Origin of the sequence: Streptomyces sp. NBC_01537, from assembly GCF_045040445.1 — a bacterium.
GTDB lineage: Bacteria > Actinomycetota > Actinomycetes > Streptomycetales > Streptomycetaceae > Actinacidiphila.
Genome location: NZ_CP109392.1, coordinates 6,504,493 through 6,526,931, shown reverse-complemented (window position 1 = coordinate 6,526,931; position 22,439 = coordinate 6,504,493). Strand labels below are relative to the sequence as shown.

Here is a 22,439-nt window from a genome sequence, read left to right as displayed (position 1 = left end):
CGCAATAGGATCGCGTCTGCTCATTCCTTCGCCCCGAAAAAATCATTCCACCAGGGAGTTGATCCGCCCGCGCAGCGCGCCGAACGCGGACCGGGAACGCCCCAGGTTGCGAGCCCTTGTCAGGGCGGGCCAGAAGTCGGCACGCAACAGCCGCTCCGGCGCGACCGCGGCCTTGCGGACCAGGATCTCCTCGGGGACGTCCTGCGGGTCGGGCACCACATGTTCCTGGAGAATGCGGTCGTACCCCTCGCTGAGCACCTTGCTGTCCGGGTCGGCGCCGAAGACCAGCACCACGCCGGTCGGGGCGGTGTCCACGGGCACGACGAGCAGGTCGGGGCGGTGCTGCCGCAGGACGGTGGCCACCTTGTAGACGTCACCCGTCCAGGCGTCGGTGTGCCGGTCGCGGGCCGCCTCGTCGATGCTGCGCGGCAGCATGTCGTCCAGCACGATCACGCTGGACCAGCGGGAGCGCTTCTCAACGTTGATGAAGTCGCGCAACGCGTACTCGAAGAGGTGCATGCCGTCGATGAACGACAGCTCCAGAACCGGGTCACCGAACAGGCCCAGCGGGTTCTTGCGGGCGAACGCACGGAACGGGTTGCGGCCGGGACGCAGGTGCAGCAGTGGGTCCTTGCGGGCGAAGAACTCGTCACTGGTCGCCTTGACCAAGTGGACGTCACAGCTGATCTGCGTGACGACCCTGAAGGCCGGGTCGACACCGATCGAAGCCACCCGGGAGAGGGCAAGGCTGCGGCCGTCGTTGACGCCGATCTCCAGATAATTGCGCGGTTTGTACACTTGGTGCAATTGGCGCAGGAAGTCATGACGGTGCACTCGGGAGCTCCCCCTCGTCCGGAAAACCACGATGATCGACGCACACGTACCCAGGCGTCTCTGTGTGAACCCTGTCTCTTCGCTGAGAATACAGAACCGGGCCACCCACAGGGTGGCCCGGTGTCATCTCGTGATGTCGGATCGTGCTGTCAGACCGCTTCGGTACGCGCCGCCGGCTCGCCGGCCAGCCGCTGCCCCGCCAGCCGGGCCTCCGCATTGGCCGCGAGGTCGTTGACGGCGGTGTTGAAGCGCACCAGCGAGCTGGGCTCGTCGGGGCCGAGAAGGTAGTCCTTGAGATCCCCCCGGGCCGCGCGGAGCGGGTCGTGGGCCACATCGGTGACCGCGGTGACGAGCTCGGCGATCCGGGATGCCTTGTTGTCGAGGATCAGGGCGGCGCGGGCGGCGGTGTTCTGCCGCTTGAACTCCGTCTCGCCGAGCTCGGCCGAGTCGGTGATGGCGTACGGCTTACCGGTGGCGATGAAGTCGGAGACCACACTGGAGATGTCCGAGACCATCGCGTCGGCGACATTGAAGCAGTCGTACAGGTGCGGCATCGGTCCGCTGACGGTCCGGTGCTCCCAGGTGCCGAAGGAGCGCCAGTACGCGGCGTTCCACTCGTCGCGCAGCGCGGCCGCCTTCGTGACCCGCTCCGGGTCGGCGGCCGCGTCCCGCGAGGCCTCCGCGTCGTCGGTGGCCTGCGAGCCGGAATCGACGAGCGCCGCCAGGGCGGCCTCGATCCGGGCCAGCTCGGCCCGCGCCGCGCTCTGGTCCGCGGCGCTCGCGGCCGCCGGCTCGGCGAACCGGGGGTCGGCGGCGCGCTCGGCGGCGGCCTTGGCCATCAGGGTGAGGATGCGCTCGTGCGCCCGCTTGGCCTTGGGGTTGACGGTGCCGGTGAAGGGGTGCGGCTTGTAGAGCACCCGGACCGGCGGCTCGGTCTCGACCAGCCGGCGGATGATCTTCTCGCCGGCCAGGATCACCGAGGTGTTGCCCGGCTCGTCCGTCCAGCCCTCCCAGGTGGGCGCGTACAGCACGGTCGGGATCCGGTCGGCCGGGACCTCGCCGGTGCCCGCCTGGATACGGGCCAGCTGGGGCCGGCCGACCTCGACGATGTCCTCGTCCCGCACCCCGACGTCCGCCAGCGCGTAGCGGTCCCGGCCGGCCTTGCCCGCCGTCCACACCTCGTCGTAGGCCTTGCTGAACGGGTTGACGCTGGCGAGCTTGTCGCTGTCGCCGTGGCCGATGAAGACGTGCTTGACGTCGGGCTCGCGCAGCATGTGGATGTTCTTGCCGACATTCGCCGGGTAGAGGGCCACCCGCACCGACGACAGGTCCATGTTCATCAGGTGCACGGCCCCGGGCACGCACAGCACCGGCACGGCGGTGTCCGCGAGCTGCGGCAGGATGAAGCGCTCACGCAGGATGACCAGCGGGCGCCCGTCCAGCTCCGCCATGGTCTCCAGCCACATGTTGACCTGGTACGCCGAGTCCGCCGAGCCGGAGAAGAACAGCACCGTGGTCGGCTTGTAGGCGCGCAGCCACTCGTCGATGAACTCCAGCGCCTTGTCGGTGTTGGCGGGGAGCCGCTTGGGCCCCAGGTAGGGCAGCAGGGCCACGACGTAGAGCGTGGCGAGCAGGAGGGTGACCGCGCCGCCCACGAAACCGTAGACGCTGTTGTCGGTCCCGGCGGAGATCATCAGACCGACCATGGCCGCCAGGTCCAGGTGCAGCATCTTCTCCGCGGCCCGGTTGGTGAGCCGGTACGACGGGGCGTTGGGGATCCACAGCCCGTTCAGGTCGATGTTGCGGGTGGAGAACGGCAGCTTGCGGCGATTGCGGATCAGCGTCAGCAGTGCGCTGTGCGGGGCCTGGAGCGCGTAGAAGGACAGGAAGCAGACAATGGCCGCGAAGTAGAGCGACTTGTCGCCCATGTCGGTGCGCGCCAGGAACAGGATGACAATCAGTTCGCGGGTCAGGACGCGGATGGACAGACCGGCGCGCGCCTTGCTGAGCCGGTTGATCAGATATGTGCCGCGCTGGTGCAGGTACCAGTCGCTGATGTAGCTGACCGCCCCCGCGGTGACGAAGAGCCACATACTCGGGAGCAGGGCCGCGGCCACTATGAGCGGGTAGCTCACCATCAGCAGCAGCGCGGCGGCCAGCTCGGCCCCGGTGTCGACCCGGGCCAGGCGAACGGCTTTGGATATCACGAGGTGCCCACTCCTGGGAATGTGGAATTGGTCCAATGCGGTACGGAGCACAAATTTCACAACCAATGGATCGGGTCCCCGGAAACACCGCACGGTATTCCCAGGGACCCGATACTCACAAGTTAGTAGATATTACTACGATTCCTCACCCTGGGCCAAAACAGCGGCCAGAGCATGCTCGAATCCGGAAGCACCCGCTCCCTTGGTCGGGTCCTGCTGCCGTACGTCGATCACATGGCCGGTCAGGGCCGACAGCAGCACGTCCAGCGAGGTGCGCGCGACCGCCTCGGAGGACAGCAGGCTGCCCGAGGGCTCCTGACCGAAGGCCTTGGTGCGCATGGGCGTCGCCGTACGCTCCGGATTCACGCAGTTGACGCGGATGCCGTCCGCCGCCCACTCGTCGGCGAGCGCCTGGGTGAGGTTGACCATGGCCGCCTTGGTGGAGGAGTACAGGCTGTACTCGGCGCGGCCGCGGGTGTAGCTGCTGGAGGTGTAAAGAAGGAGCTGGCCCTTGGTCTCAACGAGGTACTTGTGCGCCGCGCGGGCGATCTGGACGGGCGCGAGGTAATTCACCCGAAGTGCTTCCTCGATCGTGGCGTTGTCGGTCTCCGCGAGCTTGCCGATGCGCAGCACGCCGGCGGTGTTGACGACGTAGTCGATCCGGCCGGTCTCCGCGTACGCCTTCGACAGCGCGTCGTCCACGTGCTCCGGGTTGTCGACGTGCGTACCGGTCGTGGAGCGGCCCAGCGGGTACACGCTGGCGCCGAACTTCTTGGCCAGCTCGGCGATGTCCGCGCCGATGCCGTACGAGCCGCCGAAGACCACCAGCGTCCGGCCCGCCAGCAGCCGGCCGTAGGCTGCGTCGTCCGCCTGGTCCGGAGCGGTCTGCGAGGCGAGCTGGAACAGCTTGTCGGCGATGAAGACGTCGACCGGCTGGGTGACCTTCATGTTGTACTCGTCGCCGGGCACGACATAGATCGGCACGTCCGGCAGGTACTTCAGGACCACCGAGCAGTCGTCGGTGGCCTGGAAGTTCGGGTCGCCCGCCGCGACCTCGTACGCCCGCCGGATGGTGGACAGCTTGAACGCCTGCGGGGTCTGGCCGCGGCGCAGCCGGGACCGGTCCGGCACGTCCGTGATGAACTCGCCGTCGCCGCCGTGGGTGCGGGTGACGATGATGGTGTCCGCCGACGGGATGGCCACGTCGACCGCCGTGTAGCGCTCCAGCGCGGCCACGCAGTCGCTGATCACACGCTGCGACAGCAGCGGGCGCACCGCGTCGTGGAACAGCACATTGCGGTCCTCGCCCTCGGCGAGGCCCTCGCTCAGCGCGGCGATCGCGCGCTCGGTGGTCTCGTTGCGGGTCGAGCCGCCCTCGATGATCTTGGTGACCTTGGTGAGTCCGGCCTTGGCGACGATCTTCTCGACCTCACCCACATAGCCCGGCGCCATCAGCACGAAGACGTCGTCGATGCCCTCCGCCGCCTCGAAGATCGCGAGCGTATGCTCGATGACCGCCTTGCCGGCGATCTTCAGCAGCTGCTTCGGGATCGAAAGACCGACACGCTGACCCGTACCGCCTGCCAGCACGACGGCGATGGTGCGGGGCTTGGCTATGGGCTCGGACACAGACAGACCTACCTTGCGATGACGAGGGATGGACCGATGGTCGCATTCGGTGTTACCACCTAGCAAGGCGGACACCTCCCGCGCGGAATGTGTCGGCTACCTGCGGTTCACCTTGACCCGACGAGACGGCCACGGGCAAACAGAGGGTGACCGATGTGACGCACTCCACACATCACGGATGTTTTGGTGACTGGATTTCGCGGCTTCCCTGTGAATCACCTACGGGTCGTCCTCGAATTGTCCACCACAGACTCACCGCCCGCCCGCCGCTCACTTACGCCGCAGACCGCGCTTCAGGCGCCGCCGGGTCCGCCGCGCGAGCACCCTGACCAGCTCGCCGGAGGGGACCTCCTGCACGGGCTTGCCCTTCGCGGCGGGCGCCGACTGGCAGGCCTGGGCCGAGAGCACACCGAACAGCGCCTGCGCGGCCGCCTCCGGGGCGATCTGCGGAGCAGACGGCTCATGCTCCGGCCCGGCGGCCGACGGGACCTTGTGCAGCAGCCCGGGATCGCCGACCACCCGCACTTCCAGCTCCCCGATCCGCTCCGCGATCTCGGCGCCGATCCTCGCGGCCGCCTCCACCGCCCACTGCGGTGTCGTCACCTTCGCCTCGCCCGCCGACGGGGTCCGCCCGGTCTTCATCTGTACCACGGCCCCGTACCGGATCAGCCTCGAGTACAGCTGCTCCGGCAGCTCACTGCCGCGGAACGCCACGTTGAAGTGCCGCACCATCTCGATCTCGCCGAGCGTCAGGGACCGGTTCGCTGCATCGGGCACCGGCGCCAGGACCTGCTCCGGCAGCCCCAGCAGCGACTCGAACGACCGCAGGATCATCTCCTGGTCCGAGTCGTCCACCACGATCACCGTCAGATTCTCCGGGCCCACCGCCGCCGTCCACCGCTCGATGAGCCGGTCGTGGCGGTGCCGCCGCCAGAAGCTCGGGTTCGGCTTCTCGTACGGCGCCTTGCGCAGCATGTGGTGGAGCCAGTTCTCGTACCCCATGCGCAGGCCGTTCTGGACGTACTGCTGCCACTGCGACGGCATGATCCTCACCAGCGGCCGCAGCGTCACGACGACGTGCACCCGCTCCCCGCCGAGGTCCTGGATGATCCGGCGGATGGCCTCCTCGCCGGCCTCCGAGAAGAACTCGCTGCTGACCACCGCGGTCCGGTCGCCGGTCGCCTCCACCTGGTCCAGGAGCTTGAGCCAGTGACGCTCGTCGGGCTCCGCGTCCCCCATCATCGACGGCCTCGCCGTCACCGCCAGCGCGGCGTGCATCGGATGCCGGTCGTCTCCCGGAAACTCCACGCCGTGCTCCGCGAGGCGCTCCCTCGCCTCGAACAGCGCGCCCTGGATGGCGGTCGTCCCGGTCTTGTGGGGCCCGATGTGAACGAGCCGGGTGCCCGGGGGCACAGGGGTGATGCGGGGGCCGGAGGTACAGGCGGGGTTGGAGGTTGCGTCGCTCATGGCAAAGGGACGGTAATCCCCAAAACTGAAAACTCGCTGAGAGAACCATGTGACCGACATGGGACCCTCAGCCCGCTGCCCGGACCCCCACCGGGATCCGGGCAGCGTGCCTGAGGGCGTCAGAAGGGCTTGTACTCCTCGAACTCCCGCAGCGCGTCGTCCCGTTCGGCGTCGCGGTCGCGGCGGCGCTGGGCGGCCGGACGCGGGGCGTCGAAGCGGTGGGCTGAACCTCCCCCGGCCACCCTCGCATCGCTCGGCCCAAGGGGGCCTCACAAGCTTCGGGCGACTGCCCGGACTCCGTCCGGGGATCCGGGGCGGGGGTCCGGGCAGCGTGGCCGAGGCGTCAGAAGGGCTTGTACTCCTCGAACTCCCGCAGCGCGTCGTCCCGTTCGGCGTCGCGGTCGCGGCGGCGCTGGGCGGCCGGACGCGGGGCGTCGAAGCGGTGATCCTCGCCTCGGCGGCCGAGCATTTCGGCACCGGCGGCCAGGGAGGGCTCCCAGTCGAAGACGACGGCGTTGTCCTCGGGGCCGATGGCGACCTCGTCGCCCGCCTGGGCGCCGGCCTTGGCGAGGGCCTGCTCGACGCCGAGGCGGTTGAGGCGGTCGGCGAGGTAGCCGACGGCTTCGTCGTTGGCGAAGTCGGTCTGGCGGACCCAGCGTTCGGGCTTCTCGCCGCGGACGCGGTAGGTGCCGTCCTCCTCGGTGACCGTGAAGCCGGCGTCGTCGACGGCCTTGGGCCGGATGACGATACGGGTGGACTCCTCGACGGGCTTCGCCGCGCGGGCGTCGGCGACGACCTTGGCGAGGGCGAAGGACAGCTCCTTCAGGCCGTGATGCGACACGGCGGAGACCTCATAGACGTCGTAGCCGCGGGCTTCGAGCTCGGGGCGGATGATGTCGGCGAGGTCCTGGCCGTCGGGAACGTCGACCTTGTTCAGGACGACGATGCGGGGCCGCTTCTCCAGGCCGCCGCCGTACGCGCGCAGCTCGGCCTCGATGACGTCGAGGTCGGTGGCCGGGTCGCGGTCGGACTCCAGCGTCGCGGTGTCCAGGACGTGGACGAGCACCTCGCAGCGCTCGACGTGCCGCAGGAACTCCAGGCCCAGGCCCTTGCCCTGGCTGGCGCCGGGGATGAGGCCGGGGACGTCGGCGATGGTGTAGACGGTGCCGCCGGCGGTGACCACGCCCAGGTTCGGGACCAGCGTCGTGAACGGGTAGTCCGCGATCTTCGGCTTCGCCGCCGAAAGCACCGAGATCAGCGAGGACTTGCCCGCGCTCGGGTACCCGACCAGCGCCACGTCGGCGACGGTCTTGAGCTCCAGCACGATGTCCCGCGCCTCGCCGGGCACGCCCAGCAGCGCGAAGCCCGGCGCCTTGCGGCGGGCCGAGGCCAGAGCAGCGTTACCGAGGCCGCCGCGGCCGCCCTGGCCGGCGATGAACGTGGTGCCGTGGCCGACGAGGTCGGCCAGCACATTGCCGTCCTTGTCCTGGACGACGGTCCCGTCCGGCACCGGCAGGACCAGGTCCGTACCGTCCTTGCCGGAGCGGTTGCCGCCCTCGCCGGGCTTGCCGTTGGTGGCGCTGCGGTGCGGCTTGTGGTGGTAGTCGAGCAGCGTGGTGATCGACTGGTCCACGACCAGCGTCACATCGCCGCCACGGCCGCCGTTGCCGCCGTCCGGTCCGCCGAGCGGCTTGAACTTCTCCCGGTGTACGGAGGCGCAGCCGTGGCCCCCGTTACCCGCGGCGACGTGCAGTTCGACGCGGTCCACGAAGGTGGTCATGGCAGGGGTTCCTCCAGATACGTACGGGAATTTCACTTGCGTAACGCGCCAAGGGCGGACCTGCTTCCCCAAACGGAGAAGAAGGATCCGCCCTCGGTCTCGCTACAGAGGCTGATTACTCAGCGACGGGAACGATGTTCACAACACGACGACCACGGCTGGTGCCGAACTGGACCGCACCGGCGGCCAGGGCGAACAGGGTGTCGTCCTTGCCACGGCCGACGCTGGCGCCGGGGTGGAAGTGGGTGCCGCGCTGGCGGACGAGAATCTCACCGGCGTTGACGACCTGGCCGCCGAAACGCTTCACGCCGAGAAACTGAGCATTGGAGTCGCGACCGTTCCGGGTGGACGATGCGCCCTTCTTGTGTGCCATCTCTCCTCAGTCCCTTACTTCGCAGCCGTGGGGATACCGGTGATCTTGATCGCCGTGTACTGCTGACGGTGACCCTGACGACGGCGGTAGCCGGTCTTGTTCTTGTACCGAAGAATGTCGATCTTCTGGCCCTTGTGGTGGTCCACGATCTCGGCCGCGACCTTGATACCGGCCAGCACCCACGGGTCGCTGGTGACGGCCTCGCCGTCGACAACGAGCAGGGTCGAGAGCTCGACCGCGTCGCCCACCTTGCCGGTGGAAATCTTGTCAACCTCAACGATGTCGCCGACAGCCACCTTGTGCTGGCGGCCACCGCTGCGCACGATTGCGTACACGCGGATCTACCTCTCGCTCGATACGGGACCCCTGATGCCAGCCACTCGCACAGGCCGAGGCCCGCGACGATCCCGAATGGAGTGAGCGGCCTCTCCGGCTGAGCCGGAGGGAGTTGCTCAGGAGCGTGTGGCGTACTTGACGCACACCGAATGACAAGAGTACGGGCGGGCCCCTGGAGGGTCAAACCGGACCCGCGGAACCGGCCTCCCGGTCCGGCCGTCGAAGGGCCATGACCAAGAGAGTTGGACAGCTCCTCCGCGCCCTCGGGTGCCTCGCCCTGGCCGCCGGCCTCATCTCATGCTCTGCCGCCGCAGAGGTGAGCGCGGGGACCACCGGGGCGACCCCGTCGCCCGGCCAGTCGGTCCCCTTCGACCTCTACACGCACTGCGGGATCGACGAGGCTCTGGTCGGCACAACCTACTTCGAGGCGGAGACCCCCCTCGACGACGGCTCAGGAAACCCGCCGGACGGATGGGACAATCCCTCCCAGCGCGGCACGATGACCTTGACCTCCGACACCCGGGCCGTCTTCTCCGACGACGCGGGACACAAGGTGGCCTTCCGCGCCCGGCCGGGCGCGACCGCCTTCAAGGCCACCTGCCTTTAGGGCCTGCCCGAGCCTGCCCGGCCCCAGTGCGGCCAAGCCGAAGCGGGCCGTTCCTCGCGGCATGCGAGGAACGGCCCGCTTCGGTGTCGGCGTTACGCCATTACGAGGCGTCGGCCTCGGCGGACACCCCGGGCGGGGATGTCTGCTCGGCGGCCGCGGTCTTCTTGGCCGCCGCCTTCTTCGCCGGGGCCTTCTTGGCGACCGTCTTCTTGGCCGCGGTCTTCTTGGCGGCGGCCTTCTTCGCCGGAGCCTTCTTGGCGGCGGCCTTGCGCGGCGCCCGCTTCTTGGGCTCCGCCTCGGGCTCCGCCTGGGGCTCCGCGTCGACCACCTCGGTGGCCGTCTGTACGACCACCACGGCGGCCTCGGCCGACGCGCTCGGCGAACCGGCGGGAGCCGACGCCTTACGGGTGGCACGACGCCGTACGGGCGCCGGAGCGGGCTCGGCGGCGGCCACGGGCTCGGCCACCGGCTCGGGCTCGGCGGGGGCCACCGGCTCGGTCACCGTCGGCACGACGACGACCTCGGCCTCGGCGGCCGGGGGCGCACCCGCCGGAGCCGTGACCTTGCGGGTGGCACGACGCCGGGTACGCGCCGGAGTGGGCTCCGCCACGGGCTCGGCGACCGGTGCCGCCACTTCGGCGGCCAAGGCGGCATCGGCGGCCTGCGGCTCCGTCACCGGGGCGGGCGCCGGAGTGACGACCACGACCTCGGCCTGGGCGGGGGCCTCCGGAGAGCTCACCGGCGCCGTGGCACGGCGCGAGGCGCGACGGCGGCTGCGGCGCCCTGCGGCGGCCTCGGCCTCCGCAGGACTGCCGTACCACTCGTCGTCACCGGCGACGGCGGGCACGAGGTCCGCCTCGGTGACCGCGACGGGCTCGAGCTCGGGCTCCGTGTCGTACTCCAGAACCTCGGCCTCGTGCTCGTGCTCGACGGTCTCCGCGACCTCGACCTCACCGTCGGCGTCGCCGCCGCGGCCGCGCCGCTTGCGCTTGCCGCCACCGCCGACCGTCGTCGCCTGGTCCATGTGGACGATGACGCCACGGCCGTTGCAGTGCACGCAGGTCTCGGAGAAGGACTCCAGCAGCCCCTGCCCGACCCGCTTGCGGGTCATCTGGACCAGACCCAGCGAGGTGACCTCGGCCACCTGGTGCTTGGTGCGGTCCCGGCCCAGGCACTCCAGCAGGCGCCGCATCACCAGGTCGCGGTTGGACTCCAGGACCATGTCGATGAAGTCGATGACGACGATGCCGCCCAGGTCGCGCAGCCGCAGCTGGCGCACGATCTCCTCGGCCGCCTCCAGGTTGTTCCTGGTGACGGTCTCCTCCAGGTTGCCGCCCTGGCCGGTGAACTTGCCGGTGTTGACGTCGACGACGATCATCGCCTCGGTCTTGTCGATCACCAGCGAGCCGCCGCTCGGCAGCCAGACCTTCCGGTCCAGCGCCTTGAGCAGCTGCTCGTCGATCCGGTACGTCGCGAAGACGTCGACGTCGCTGTGCCACTTCGACAGCCGGTCGGTCAGGTCGGGCGCGACATGCGAGACATAGCCGTGGATGGTCTCCCACGCGGTGTCACCGCTGACGATGACCTTGGTGAAGTCCTCGTTGAAGATGTCGCGGACCACCCGGACCGTCATGTCCGGCTCGCCGTACAGCAGCGCCGGGGCGTTGCCGGTCTTCGCCTTCTTCTGGATGTCCTCCCACTGCGCCTGCAGCCGCTCGACATCGCGCGCCAGCTCGTCCTCGCTCGCGCCCTCGGCCGCCGTGCGCACGATCACGCCCGCGTCCTCGGGGACGATCTTCTTGAGGATCGTCTTCAGCCGCGCCCGCTCGGTGTCGGGCAGCTTGCGGCTGATGCCGGTCATCGAGCCCTCGGGCACGTACACCAGGTACCGGCCGGGCAGCGAGACCTGGCTGGTCAGGCGGGCGCCCTTGTGGCCGATGGGGTCCTTGGTGACCTGCACCAGGACCGACTGGCCGGACTTCAGCGCGCTTTCGATGCGGCGCGGCCCGTGGGCCATGCCGAGCGCCTCGAAGTTGACCTCACCGGCGTACAGCACCGCGTTGCGGCCCTTGCCGATGTCGACGAAGGCGGCCTCCATGGACGGCAGTACGTTCTGCACCTTGCCCAGGTAGACGTTGCCGACGTAGCTGGTGGCCTGCTCCTTGTTCACGTAGTGCTCGACGAGGACGTTGTCCTCCAGCACGCCGATCTGCGTACGGTCGCCGGTCTCCCGGACCACCATTACGCGCTCGACGGCCTCACGGCGGGCCAGGAACTCGGCCTCCGTGATGATCGGCACCCGGCGGCGGCCCTGCTCACGGCCCTCGCGGCGGCGCTGCTTCTTGGCCTCCATACGGGTGGAGCCCTTGATGGACGTCACCTCGTCGAAGGCGTTGCCGGTGCCCGTACCTACGGTGCTCTCCGCCTTGGCGGCACGCGGCTCGCGGACCTTGACGACCGTACGCTCCGGGTCGTCGGCCCCCTCGGCACCGCCACCGCTCTCGGCGGCGTCACCGCTACGGCGGCGACGGCGACGCCGACGGCGGCTGCTCACGCTGCCGTGCTCGTCGGCCGCGTCATCCTCGTGCTCTTCGTGCTCGGCGGCGGCTTCCTCGCCGTCCTCGGGCTCCTCGCCCTCCTCGGACTCGGCGGCGGTGCCCTCCTCGCCGTCCACGGCCTCGCCACGGCGGCGACGACGGCCACCACGGCGACGGCGGCGCGACGGACGGCCGTCGGCGTCGTCCTCGGCGCCGTCGTGCTCGTCGGCCTCGATCTCCTCGGCTGCCTCGGGGGCCTCGGGGGCTTCCTCGACCACCTCGTCCCGCGCTGCCGTCACGGCCGGGGAAGGCGCACCCCGGCGCCGACGGCGGCGACGCGAGCCGGTCCCGTACTCCTCGTCCTCGCGCTCCTCGGCCACCTCGGCGGCCTCGGGCTCCGGCGCCACGGCAGGCGCGGCGACCGGCGCCACGGGTGCCTCCGGTGCCTGGAACACCGGCGGCTGGAACACCGCCACCGGCGGCCGTACGACCCGACGCCGACCACGCGCGGGAGCCGCGTCCTGGGCCTCCGGGGCCTCGACCGGCTCTGCTGCCTGCTCCGCCTCGGCGACCTCGACCGTCACGGACGCCACCGGTACGCCGAACGCCTCCGCGACGGCCTCCACGGCCTTCGCCCGCGCCTCTTCGACCGTCGCGCCATAGCCGCGGATCTCGAACGCGTTCTCCACCTCGACGGCCCAGCCATTGCCGTCCCGCACAGCCTTCGCCGGGTACGTCACCGGCTCCACGGCCGCCGCCACCCGCTTCCGGGTGCGGCGGGCCCGCGCGGGGGCCTCCTCCACGGGGGCCTGCACGGCTACCGCCTCTACTACGGGTGCTGCCGCCTCTACGGGTGCTGCCTCAACGGCAACCTGCTCGGCCGCTTCCTTCGGCGCCAGCGCGCCGGGCTTCAGCCGACGCGACCCGTCGTCCCCCGCGAGGAACGACGCCGCCGGCGCCGCAGCGCGCTTGCGCGACGTACGGCGCGGCTTGGGCTCAGCCTTGACCTCGGCCTTCACCTCAGCCTTGGCCTCGGGCTCCTGCGGGACCTCGGCCACCGGCTCCGGGGCGGGCGCCGGAGCGGCCACCTTCCGGGTCGCCCGGCGCCGCGTACGGGCCGGAGCGGCCTCGGCCTCCGCTGCCTCTTCCTGGGCCTGCTGAACCGGGGCCTCCGCTGCCGGAGCCTCCGCCGGAGCTGCCGTCTTCCGGGTGGCCCGGCGACGCGCGGGCGCCGGGGTCTCGGCGGCCTCCACTGCTTCCTCCGCCGCCTTCGGCGCACCCGCCGGAGCGGTCGCCTTACGGGTGGCACGGCGCCGCGCAGGCGCTGCCGGAGCCTCGGCGGGCTCGGATGTCTCGACCGTGGCCGGTATGGCCGGAGCCGTGACGACCTCGCTCACGGTCTCCCCTGCGGCTGCGGCCGGCGGGCTGCCCGCCGGACGGGAAGCCGCCCGTCGACGGCGCGGGGGAGCGGCCGTCGTTTCACTGTCAGGGCCGCCAGTGGCGGCATCGGTGGCGCCGGTCTGCGGCGCCTCGTTGGGCTCGTTCAGTTCGAGCATGCGGGCATTTCTCCCGTCGTGCTCCCGGGCGCAAGCGCCACACGGGAGCTGTCGTATAGCTCGTCGGCGCCGCCCTGACGGGCCGACGAAAGTCTCGTCTGTTAAGTGAGCGCGCTAGGTAAGCGCGCGTCACAGCGACGACAGTCCTACGCGGAATCCTCCGGCACCGTCACGGCGTCGCGATCAGGCGCGAGCGGATCGGTCACCGTGCCGGTCTCCTCGTCGAGCGGCCCCTGCGCCAGCCTGGTCACCGCAGCGGGGACCGGCGGCGCGAGGTCGGCCGTCACACGGAGGCCGGACAGGACGTCGTCGGGTCGCACGGCAGGTGTCAAATGCCGAACAACCAGCCGCAGTATCGCACAAGCACCTGCCACTGGCCTATCGGCACCCTGTTCGAGCGTGCCTTCAGCAGCCGTGACGACCTGTGAATCCGCCGCCCCGACCACTTCCAGCCCGATCACCGCACCGCGCGCGTCGAACGCGCGCATGCCGTTCTTCGTCTTCCGCTCGACCTCAACGGTCTCCGCGGCCAGGAACACCGCGACCGCCTTCTCCGCCTCCGCGGGCTCCACACCGTCCAGGCGCAGCTCCCACACCGAAGCCTGCAACCGCTCGGCCAGCCCCGATGTCCGGGCCTCCACCGCGTCGGTCACATCCAGCCCCGCCGGCAGCGACTCGTCCAGCAGCGCACGAAGCTTCTCCGGATCCCGCACCTCAGCGAGCGCGATCTCCAAGAACTCGGCCTCGCTGCCCACGCCGGTGGGTGCGGCGTTTGCATACGACACCTTCGGATGCGGCGTAAAGCCCGCCGAATACGCCATCGGCACCTCCGCGCGGCGCAGGGCCCGCTCAAAGGCACGCTGAAAATCGCGATGGCTGGTGAACCGGAGGCGGCCCCGCTTCGTATAGCGCAACCGAATGCGCTGCACGGTGGGTGCGGGCGGCGGGCCTTCGGGCTGTCGCTTGCCCAGTGTCGTTCAGTCCCTACGTACGTGTGTCGTCAAGCCGGGCCCCGGATGGGGCCGTCTGTCGTGTTCCAGGTTACTCGGATGCGCTACTGCTGGGCGCGGCTGCGGGCGGCAGCGGCTTCGGAGGGGGCGTTGGCGCGGGTGTAGGCGTCGGCGGCCTGAAGGTAGGCGGTACGGGCCGCGGTGGGGTCGCCGGTGGCCTGGTGGGCGATGGCGAGGTTGTGCAGGGCGTTGCCGGTGTCGTACCAGTTGTCGAACTCCCCGTACAGCTCCAGCGCCGTGCGGTAAGCGGCGATGGCCTCCGCTGCCCGGCCCGCGTACCGCAGGGAGGCACCGAGGCCGTGCCACGCGCTGGCCTCGTGGTTGCGGTTGCCGGTTGCCCGGTGAAGGTCGCGGGACCGGGTGTGGGCGTCGATGGACTCCGCCACCCGGCCCACCTCCCGCAGGGAGACACCGAGGTGGTTCCACGCTGTGGCCTCGTTGTTGCGGTCGCCGGTGGCCTGGTGAAGGTCGCGGGCCCGGGTGTGGGCGTCAATGGCCTCCGCCGCCCGGCCCGCCTCCCGCAGGGAGGCGCCAAGGTTGTTCCACGCCACGGCTTCGCGGTTGCGGTCGCCGGTGGCCTGGAAGAGGTCGCGGGCGCGGGTGTGGGCGTCAATGGCCTCCGCCACATGGCCCGCCTCCCGCAGGGAGGCGCCAAGGTTGTTCCACGCCGTGGCCTCGCGGGGCTGGTCGCCGGTGCGGGCGGCGGCCCGCTGGGCGCACCGGCACACGGTGGTCTGGTCGTCGAAGTACCGCCGCCAGTACAGGTACTCGCGGCTCAGGGCCAGGGCCAGGTCGATGGCGGTGGGGGCGTGGCGGTCATCGTCGGCCCACTGGGCGGCGGCCACCAGATTGGCCCGCTCCGCATCCAACCACTCCAACGCCTCCACCCGGCCCACGAACAGCGCAGGCACCGGTGAACCCGGCAGCCACCGCAGATGATCATCGGCGGCATCCGCCCACCGGTAATAGAACCCCAGCACCCGCCCCCGCGCCGCCTCCGCCTCCCCCGACACCTCCGCCAGCCCAGCCGCATACGCCCGCACCACGTCGTGCAACCGCCACCGCATGCTGCCCGGCTCGGAGGTGGGAACCGGGGTGACGACCCGAGTAGTGGTCAGGAGTTCCAGCAGGGTGAGCGTCTGGTCGGCGGGGAGGTCGGCTATCGCGGCTATGGCGTCGGAGTCGACCTCGGCGGTCGGGGCCAGAGCGAGCAGGCGGAGCAGGCGAGCCGCTTCTGCTGGCAGGCGGTCGTAGGTGACGTCGAGGACAGCGCGAATCCGCAGAGCGTCATCGGGGTCGGCAGCGGCCCGGATCTCATCGGAAAGGGAAGCGATGGAGCGATAGCGGCGCCGGCGGAGCATGGCGGCGACCATCTGGAGGGCGAGCGGGATGTGCCCGCACAGGGCCGCCAGCTCGCACAGGGCCTCCGGCTCGCGGGCCGGGCGGTCGTCGCGGTCGTCGCTGATGTGGAGGGCTCGGGTGATGAGGCCAACGGCGGCATCCGGCGTCAGCGGATCGAGGTCGACGAGACGTGCGTCGAGGTCGACGAGACGGGCACGGGAAGTGACCAGGACGCGGTGACGGTGCGTTCCCGGGAGCAGCGGGGCGACCTGGGCGGGGTCGGAGACGTTGTCGAGGACAAGCAGCATCCGCTCGGCTTGCTGGGCGAGCCGTGTTCGGTAGAGGGCGTACTGCCCAGCCGCCGTCTGAGGCAGTTCGGTGCCGCGTACGCCGAAAACGTCCAGCAGCGCCAGGACCGCCTGGTCGGCGGTAACCGGGTCGGGGTCGTAGCCGCGCAGGTCGACGAAGACCATCCCGCCGGGGAACCAACCGTCGGCGTCGGCCCGGTGGGCCGCGTACAGCGCGAGCGCCGTCTTGCCGATGCCGCCGAGCCCGGACACGGCGCAGATGACGACGGCTATCTCGGTGTCGGGTGCCTCCGGCGCAAGGACGGGCAGCAGCCGGTCCAGGTCCGCGTCACGGCCGGTGAAGCCGGTGGGCGCGGGCGGGAGGGAGGCGGTGGCGATGGGAACCGGGCCGTGGTGGTGCTCGACCTTGCCGATGACCGGGCCGTTGATGGTGGCCCCTGTGCCGACCTCGGTGTGGTCGCCCTCGTACTCCGCCGTGGTCATGGCCTCGCCCCCATTCTGACGCCATGTTAGGGCGGACCGGCACGTCGGTCCCGACCTCCGCCCAGATCGTCTTGCCGGGCCTGCCCCCCGACTCGGCTTGTGGGGACGGGAATTGAGGGGTACCGAATCGACGGGCGGCGCTCGGAGCGGACCGGTCCGCGTACGCGACTCCAAGGACCAGGGTGGGCCCGTGGGCTTCGCCACCGGCCCGGGCGCCGCTGCCCCCAGCTGAGGTCAGTCGGCGGTTCCGGCAGCGACCACCCAACGCATGGGCTGGCCGGTCACGCTCGCGATCATGTCGTAATCGCCGTCGTAGTGCAGGACGGTCACGCCATTGCGCTCGGCCGTGGCGGCGATGACCAGGTCCGAGACCGACAGTGCTTTCCAGTTCCCGGCCGCGATGAGCCGCGTCTGCACATCCAGGGCGCGGTCCCATGCTTCGTCGGGAGTAGGAAGCCACTCGAAGCCCCGCATCTCGTCCCTGATGCGTTCCGCGTCAGCTTTGGACCGGGCGCTGTGCAGGACTTCAAGCTCGACGGCCCCGCACACGGCGAGCAGTCCCGCGTTGTGCAGTGGGTCGACGACCGCGCGTACGGCCGGCTTCGGATAACGGGCGAGGGCGGACTTGTCGATGAGGAAGCGCTCGCTCATGCGGCCCTGTGCGGGTCGCCGACAGTCTCGACCGGGCCGGTCAGATCGGGAAGCCCGCCTTCCGCGAGCCAGCCGAGGAACGATGCCCGCTTGCGCCGCTTGATCGCGTCCTCCAGAGCCGCGTTCACGGTCGCAACCTTCGTCGTCGTACCGAAGATCTCAGCGGCCTCGGCCAGCATCTCGTCATCGATATCTATGACAGTTCGGGCCATCACGTCCTCCTCTGTCCGCAAGCATGGCGACCCGACCAGGATATCAAAATCCGCGATACGCGATATCAAACGCCGAGGCGGATACTTCTCTCGGCGGTGGTCGAGTCTCCTCAAGTGAGCTCCAGGTACAGCGAATTGGTCCATTATGGGTACCTGAACACGGACGGTGGGGCTGACGCGATGGACGGGGCACTGCTGGCGGCGCTCGCCGAGGGCGCGGCGGGGGACGCGGGGCGGCGGGCGCTGGCCGGCTTGGCCGCGGTTCTGGACGACCGCACCGACTCGGCGGCGCTGGCGGAGGCCGCCGCCGACCCCGCGCGGCGGGAGCGGTTACGGGAGTGGGGTGCCGGCCTCCAACGCCTGCTGGGCGACGGCGAGCGGGCGGCCGTGGCGGCGGCCATGGACCGGCACACGGCGGGCAGCGGGGCGGCCTGGTACCGGGGCGATCACGTGGACTTCGGGGGCGGCGTCTTCCTGGGCCCGGTGAACGGCATACAGGTCGTCCTCCCGCCCGCCGGGCCCGCCCCCGTGGCCCTGGACGCACTGCCCGCCCGGGCCACGGGCTTCACGGGCCGGGGCGACGAACTGGCGCGGCTGCTGGACGCCCTGGGCCCGGCGGCGTCCGACCCGGAAGCGGCCGTGCTGGTCGCGGCGGTGTCCGGGCTCGGCGGCATCGGCAAGACCGCGTTGGCGGTGATCGCCGGGCACGAGGCGCGGGCGCGCGGCTGGTTTCCGGGCGGCGCGCTCTTCGTCGACCTGCACGGCTACGACGAGGTGCCGGTGACCGCCGACCTCGCCTTGCAGTCCCTGCTGCGGGCCATGGGCATCCCGCCCGAGCACATCCCGGTGACCGGCGACGAGCGTGCCGCCTTCTACCGAGCCGCCCTCGCCGACCGCGAGCCGACGCTGATCCTCGCCGACAACGCCTCCTCGCCCAGTCAGATCCGCCCCCTCCTCCCGGGCGACGCACGGCACCGCGTCCTGGTCACCTCCCGCGACAAGCTCCCGCAGCTGGGCGCGCGGCTGCTTCCGCTTGGCGTACTCCCAGCTGAGGATGCCTACGCCCTCCTCGACCGCGCCTTGCGCGCCGCCGACCCAGCGGATCACCGCATCCCCGACGACCCGGCCGGGGTGGATCGGCTGACCACGCTGTGCGGTCATCTGCCACTCGCCCTCCAGATCGCGGCTGCCCTGCTCGTCGCCGACCCGGGCATGCCGGTCACCGAGTTGGCGGACGAGCTCGACCTCGACGACGGCGAGCGCAGCGTCCGCGCCACCCTCGACCTCTCGTACCGCGGCCTGCCCGAAGACCAGGCGCGCCTACTGCGGTTGCTCGCGGTGGCCCCCGGCCCAGACGCCGGCAACGACGCCATCGCCGCCCTGGCGGGGGCCGACGCTCCGCCCCTGAAGACCCTGGTGGCCCTGGAACGCGCCCACCTCATCGAGCGCGCCAGCGGCCGTGCGCGGTGGCGGTTGCACGACCTGGTGCGGGCGTACGCGTCCCGGCTGGCGGAGGCGTCGGGGGAGGCCGAGGCGGCGCGTGGGCGGGTGCTGGGGTTCTACTACCGGTGGGCGCAGGCCGCCGACAGTCATCTGCGGTGGCTTCCGGGGTTGCCAGTACCGCCGCTGTTCGCCGGCCGGGGGGAGGCGCTGGAATGGCTGGACGCGGAGCGGGCCAATCTGGTGGCCGCCGCCCAGTGGGCCGACGACGACCGCCACAGCCCCATCGCCGTCGGTCTGGCCCTGTGCCTGAGCGAGTACCTGTACCGGCGGCGGTACTTCGACGACCAGAGCACCGTGTGCCAGTGCGCCCAGCGGGCCGCAGCCCGCACCGGCGACCGCAACAGCGAGGCCCTGGCGTGGACCATCCTCGGCATCGCCGTACAGGAGACGGGCCGGGCGGAGGAGGCCATCGACGCCCACACCCGCGCCCGCCACGTCTTCCAGGCCACCGGCAACCGCAACAGCGAGGCTGCGGCGTGGAACAACCTCGGCCTCGCCCTGCGGAAGGCGGGCCGGGCGGAGGAGGCCATCGACGCCCACACCCGCGCCCGCGACCTCTTCCAGGCCACCAGCGACCGCAACAACGAGGCCGGGGCGTGGAACAACCTCGGCAGCGCCCTACAGGAGGCGGGCCGGACAGCGGAGGAGGCCATCGACGCCCACACCCGCGCCCGCAACCTGCACCAGGCCACCGGTGACCGCAACAACGAGGCCATGGCCTGGTACGGCCTCGGCGCCGCCCTCCGGGAGGCGGGTCGGGCAGCGGAGGCCATCGATGCTTACCGCACGGCGCTGGAGCTGTTCGCGGAGTTCGACAACTGGTACGAGACCGGCAACACACTGCACAACCTCGCCCGCGCCCAACAGGCCACCGGTGACCCCACCGCCGCCCGCACGGCCTGGCTCGAGGCCGCAGACGCCTACACCCGGGCCGGGGACGACGCCAAAGCCGCCGAAGCCCGACGCCACGCAGAAGAGCCGTAGCCCCGCCTACGGCCACACCCGGGCGTGCTCCGCGAAGAACGCAGCCCCGCTGTGCACCGGAATCACGCACACCAAATGCCCGCCCGGCGCCCGCAGCACCCGGCACTCCAGCCACTGCGACACCTCGACTGCCCCCAGCGCCACCAGCCGCGCGGTCTCCGCCTCCACGTCGTCCGTCTCGACGTCGACATGGAAGCGCGGCTCGTCATCCACCGCCTGGACGGCGACCACCAGCCCCGGCACCGCATCCGCGCCCAGCACCGTGAACTGCTCCTCCCCCGGCACCTCCCGGGCGGGCGCGCCCAGGGCCGCCGACCAGAAGGCGGCCGACGCCCGAGCATCCTCCCGGGGCGTGTCGATGAGGACGGCGTACGCGCGGCTGCGATGGGTCATCGCTTCCCCGAGGCCCCGAACAGAGCCCGACGCACATCCGCGCGGACCTGGCGGACGGTCTCGCGGGCCTGAGCCAGGGCCCGCTTGACCGGCCACCACACGCTGTGCCGCAGCCAGCGGCCCGCCGGGCGGACGAGGGTCTGCCACACCCACCGCACCGGCACCACCACGAACACCCGGCCGAGCCAAGCCAGCACCCGCCCGACGGCGCGCGAGATGTACCCCGCGACGCGCCAGGCCCACCGCAGCGCTGCCCAGATTTCACGGCCGACGGGCGCGAGCACGTATCGGTACAGCGCAACGAGCGGCAGCACCAGGAGCACTCGGGCCAGCCACACCAACCCTGTGCCGACCATCCGGAGCGTCCAGGCCAGCGCGCGCCCCAGCGGCGCCAGCACGTACCGCCACAGCGCGATCAGCGGCACCACGACGAGCACCCGCCAGAGCCACGCCAGCCCCACGCCCAGCGTCCGCAGGACCCAGGCGATCCCCCGCCCCAGCGGAGCCAGCACGTACCGCCACAACGCCGCCAACGGCACCACCAGGAGCACCCGGCCCAGCCACGCCAGCCCTGCACCGAGCATCCGCAGTGCCCAGGCCAGGCCGAGTGCCACCGGCACGACGACGTACCGCCAGAGGGCGACCAGCGGCAACACGACCAGCGTCCGCAGCGCCCAGGCGATCCCGCGCCCCACCGGCACGACCACGTACTGCCACAACGCAACCGTCGGCACCACGAACAGCCACCGCAGCAGCCAGGCGAGCGCGCGCCCGACCGGGGCGAGGGCGTAGCGGTTCAGGGCGCGGCCGAGGGCGGTGAGCGCGTCCCAGGCCATGCGCACCGGCAGCAGGATCACCAGCGCGACGATCCGGACCGGCAGCCGTATCGCGGCGGTCAGGCAGCCGTCGCCAGACGGCCTCGCGTCATATTTCTCGTACTTCCCCCGTTCGTGCATGGGGGCACGCTAGTTGATGCCGGTGGGTACCCAATAGCGCAGCTTGCCGTCCAGTTCGTCGGCGAAGCGGCCGCCGCAGGCCTCGATGACCTTCCGGGAGGGGACGTTGCCGGTGTCGCACGTGACGAGCGCAGGGTCGAGCCCCAGCCCGTACGCGTACGGGAGCGCCGCCCGCAGCATCGCCGTGGCGTGGCCGCGACGCCGGGCGCCCGGGCGGACGTCGTAGCCGATGTGGCCGATGAACTGGCCCCAAGGCGCGGTGAGTTCGTGGCGGATGGCGAGGCGGCCGAGAAAGCGGTGGCCGTCGACGTACCAGAGGGTGGTGCACAGGGCGATGGGGTCGGGGGTGAGGGTCCGGACCCGCGAGACGTGCTCGGCGAAGACGACGGGGTCGTGCCAGCGGTCGCCGTATTCGCGGATGGCGAGCCCGATGGAGGAGATCTCGCCGGGGGCGCCGCGCCCTTCCGCACGGAACTCCTCCATGGCGGCGACGTACGAGGCGTGAACGCGGATGTCCGGAGTTATGAGTTCGGGCAATGCGGTCCGACTCCTCTCACTCCCAGTGGGAAACGGTGGACCTGTCGTATGGAAAGCAGGAACCTACAGGCACACTTTGCGTATCGCAGTCCCGTCACCAAGAGGATGATCCACTCATGATTACGCTCACGAAGGAAGACGGCCCGGCGGATCTGGATGGAGTGACCCATCTGTCCATCGGGGTGTCCTGGGATCCCACCGCAGGCAGCAGCGGCGGCTTGATAGGCACGCTCCGCCGCAAGTCCGGCACCGACCTCGACCTGATCGCCATCGCCATGCAGGGCGGGGAGCCCGTGCGCCTGGCGGGCCTCGACTCTCTGGACCCCATGGGCAACAGCGCCATGGTGCACAGCGGCGACAACCAGACCGGGCATGGGGAGGGCGACGACGAGACGGTGGCGGTGGAGTTCGCGAAGATACCGCGCCAGATCACGTCGATCGTGTTCATCGCTGCCGCCTACAAGAAGGGAAGCTCCTTCCAGAAGGCGCGCAACGTCAGCTTCAAGGTCTACGACGGCACTGGGGGCAGCTCGCAGCAGGTCGCTGACATCTGGCCGAGTCTGCTCACCCAGGACAACGGCTGTGCCGTGGCCAAGGCCGTGCGGGTCGGCGACAGTTGGAAGCTTGAGGTGATCAACACAACGGGGAAGATCAAGCAGGGTGACGAGAACGCCCTGATGCGCTTCGCCGTCAGCAAGTAGCAGCAGTACTGCAAAGAGCCCTGTGGCCCGGCGT

19 protein-coding genes are annotated in these 22,439 nt (G+C 70.9%); 3 read left to right on the top strand and 16 right to left on the bottom strand.

Features of this window, described 5'->3' with window-relative positions; translation table 11 throughout:
- Positions 1 to 42: 42 nt before the first annotated feature.
- The 8 genes from OG607_RS30050 to rplU form a co-directional block, all read right to left on the bottom strand.
- Entirely contained in the window at positions 43 to 834 is a 792-nt protein-coding gene (locus OG607_RS30050; protein ID WP_405730163.1) for a class I SAM-dependent methyltransferase, read from the bottom strand.
- A gap of 149 nt (positions 835 to 983) precedes the next feature.
- Entirely contained in the window at positions 984 to 3,041 is a 2,058-nt protein-coding gene (locus tag OG607_RS30045) for a hypothetical protein (protein WP_405730161.1), read from the bottom strand.
- 135 nt (positions 3,042 to 3,176) lie between these two features.
- The gene (locus tag OG607_RS30040) at positions 3,177 to 4,670 is read right to left on the bottom strand and encodes an SDR family NAD(P)-dependent oxidoreductase (protein WP_405730159.1); all 1,494 of its coding nucleotides are present in this window, start codon (positions 4,668 to 4,670) and stop codon (positions 3,177 to 3,179) included.
- Positions 4,671 to 4,940: 270 nt separating this feature from the next.
- Positions 4,941 to 6,137 (bottom strand): hypothetical protein, encoded by a 1,197-nt coding sequence (locus OG607_RS30035; protein WP_405730157.1) that lies wholly within the window; start codon positions 6,135 to 6,137, stop codon positions 4,941 to 4,943.
- Positions 6,138 to 6,256: 119 nt separating this feature from the next.
- Positions 6,257 to 6,379: a hypothetical protein gene (locus OG607_RS30030; RefSeq protein WP_405730155.1), complete on the bottom strand. Its 123-nt coding sequence runs from the start codon at positions 6,377 to 6,379 to the stop codon at positions 6,257 to 6,259.
- A gap of 101 nt (positions 6,380 to 6,480) precedes the next feature.
- The gene (gene obgE, locus OG607_RS30025) at positions 6,481 to 7,917 is read right to left on the bottom strand and encodes a GTPase ObgE (RefSeq protein WP_405730153.1); all 1,437 of its coding nucleotides are present in this window, start codon (positions 7,915 to 7,917) and stop codon (positions 6,481 to 6,483) included.
- A gap of 115 nt (positions 7,918 to 8,032) precedes the next feature.
- Complete coding sequence (gene rpmA / locus OG607_RS30020; protein ID WP_405730151.1) at positions 8,033 to 8,290, bottom strand: 50S ribosomal protein L27; 258 nt, start codon at positions 8,288 to 8,290, stop codon at positions 8,033 to 8,035.
- A gap of 14 nt (positions 8,291 to 8,304) precedes the next feature.
- Positions 8,305 to 8,625 carry a 50S ribosomal protein L21 gene (gene rplU, locus OG607_RS30015; RefSeq protein WP_329317733.1) on the bottom strand — a complete coding sequence of 107 codons (321 nt, stop codon included), beginning with the start codon at positions 8,623 to 8,625 and terminating at the stop codon, positions 8,305 to 8,307.
- Between the two features lie 230 nt (positions 8,626 to 8,855).
- Between rplU and OG607_RS30010 the strand changes: the two genes are divergently transcribed.
- Entirely contained in the window at positions 8,856 to 9,233 is a 378-nt protein-coding gene (locus OG607_RS30010; RefSeq protein ID WP_405730149.1) for a hypothetical protein, read from the top strand.
- A gap of 100 nt (positions 9,234 to 9,333) precedes the next feature.
- Here OG607_RS30010 and OG607_RS30005 read toward each other — a convergent pair whose 3' ends face one another.
- From OG607_RS30005 to OG607_RS29985, 5 genes are all read right to left on the bottom strand, one after another.
- Entirely contained in the window at positions 9,334 to 13,326 is a 3,993-nt protein-coding gene (locus OG607_RS30005) for an Rne/Rng family ribonuclease (RefSeq protein ID WP_405730147.1), read from the bottom strand.
- Positions 13,327 to 13,472: 146 nt separating this feature from the next.
- Positions 13,473 to 14,255, bottom strand: a complete 783-nt coding sequence (locus OG607_RS30000) for a TIGR03936 family radical SAM-associated protein (RefSeq protein ID WP_405730145.1) — start codon at positions 14,253 to 14,255, stop codon at positions 13,473 to 13,475.
- 125 nt (positions 14,256 to 14,380) lie between these two features.
- Complete coding sequence (locus OG607_RS29995) at positions 14,381 to 16,468, bottom strand: tetratricopeptide repeat protein (protein ID WP_405730143.1); 2,088 nt, start codon at positions 16,466 to 16,468, stop codon at positions 14,381 to 14,383.
- Between the two features lie 234 nt (positions 16,469 to 16,702).
- Entirely contained in the window at positions 16,703 to 17,119 is a 417-nt protein-coding gene (locus tag OG607_RS29990) for a PIN domain nuclease (protein WP_405730142.1), read from the bottom strand.
- Positions 17,116 to 17,331, bottom strand: coding sequence for a type II toxin-antitoxin system VapB family antitoxin (locus OG607_RS29985; protein ID WP_405730140.1), 216 nt, complete (start codon positions 17,329 to 17,331; stop codon positions 17,116 to 17,118). The genes OG607_RS29990 and OG607_RS29985 overlap by 4 nt, the downstream gene beginning before the upstream one ends.
- Before the next feature lie 180 nt (positions 17,332 to 17,511).
- On the opposite strand from OG607_RS29985, the gene OG607_RS29980 reads away from it, so the two are divergent.
- The gene (locus tag OG607_RS29980; RefSeq protein WP_405730138.1) at positions 17,512 to 19,818 is read left to right on the top strand and encodes an ATP-binding protein; all 2,307 of its coding nucleotides are present in this window, start codon (positions 17,512 to 17,514) and stop codon (positions 19,816 to 19,818) included.
- 6 nt (positions 19,819 to 19,824) lie between these two features.
- On the opposite strand, the gene OG607_RS29975 is transcribed toward OG607_RS29980, so the two are convergent.
- From OG607_RS29975 to OG607_RS29965, 3 genes are read right to left on the bottom strand one after another with little or no spacing between them, the layout of a single operon-like run.
- A complete protein-coding gene (locus tag OG607_RS29975; RefSeq protein ID WP_405730136.1) occupies positions 19,825 to 20,211 on the bottom strand; it encodes a VOC family protein in 387 nt (128 codons plus the stop codon).
- Positions 20,208 to 21,167 (bottom strand): hypothetical protein, encoded by a 960-nt coding sequence (locus tag OG607_RS29970; protein WP_405730134.1) that lies wholly within the window; start codon positions 21,165 to 21,167, stop codon positions 20,208 to 20,210. Before OG607_RS29970 ends, OG607_RS29975 begins: the two co-directional genes overlap by 4 nt.
- A gap of 9 nt (positions 21,168 to 21,176) precedes the next feature.
- Positions 21,177 to 21,704: a GNAT family N-acetyltransferase gene (locus tag OG607_RS29965; protein WP_405730132.1), complete on the bottom strand. Its 528-nt coding sequence runs from the start codon at positions 21,702 to 21,704 to the stop codon at positions 21,177 to 21,179.
- A 116-nt stretch (positions 21,705 to 21,820) separates the two neighbouring features.
- Between OG607_RS29965 and OG607_RS29960 the strand changes: the two genes are divergently transcribed.
- On the top strand, positions 21,821 to 22,405 hold the full coding sequence (locus tag OG607_RS29960) for a TerD family protein (protein WP_405730130.1): 585 nt from the start codon (positions 21,821 to 21,823) through the stop codon (positions 22,403 to 22,405).
- Positions 22,406 to 22,439: the final 34 nt, after the last annotated feature.

Coding starts and splice junctions, on each gene's coding strand:
- OG607_RS30035 (WP_405730157.1), bottom strand. CDS start 6,137: ATGAGCGACGCAACCTCCAACCCCGCCTGTACCTCCGGCCCCCGCATC.
- obgE (WP_405730153.1), bottom strand. CDS start 7,917: ATGACCACCTTCGTGGACCGCGTCGAACTGCACGTCGCCGCGGGTAAC.
- rpmA (WP_405730151.1), bottom strand. CDS start 8,290: ATGGCACACAAGAAGGGCGCATCGTCCACCCGGAACGGTCGCGACTCC.
- OG607_RS30010 (WP_405730149.1), top strand. CDS start 8,856: ATGACCAAGAGAGTTGGACAGCTCCTCCGCGCCCTCGGGTGCCTCGCC.
- OG607_RS30005 (WP_405730147.1), bottom strand. CDS start 13,326: ATGCTCGAACTGAACGAGCCCAACGAGGCGCCGCAGACCGGCGCCACC.
- OG607_RS29995 (WP_405730143.1), bottom strand. CDS start 16,468: ATGACCACGGCGGAGTACGAGGGCGACCACACCGAGGTCGGCACAGGG.
- OG607_RS29990 (WP_405730142.1), bottom strand. CDS start 17,119: ATGAGCGAGCGCTTCCTCATCGACAAGTCCGCCCTCGCCCGTTATCCG.
- OG607_RS29985 (WP_405730140.1), bottom strand. CDS start 17,331: ATGGCCCGAACTGTCATAGATATCGATGACGAGATGCTGGCCGAGGCC.
- OG607_RS29980 (WP_405730138.1), top strand. CDS start 17,512: ATGGACGGGGCACTGCTGGCGGCGCTCGCCGAGGGCGCGGCGGGGGAC.
- OG607_RS29975 (WP_405730136.1), bottom strand. CDS start 20,211: ATGACCCATCGCAGCCGCGCGTACGCCGTCCTCATCGACACGCCCCGG.
- OG607_RS29970 (WP_405730134.1), bottom strand. CDS start 21,167: ATGCACGAACGGGGGAAGTACGAGAAATATGACGCGAGGCCGTCTGGC.
- OG607_RS29960 (WP_405730130.1), top strand. CDS start 21,821: ATGATTACGCTCACGAAGGAAGACGGCCCGGCGGATCTGGATGGAGTG.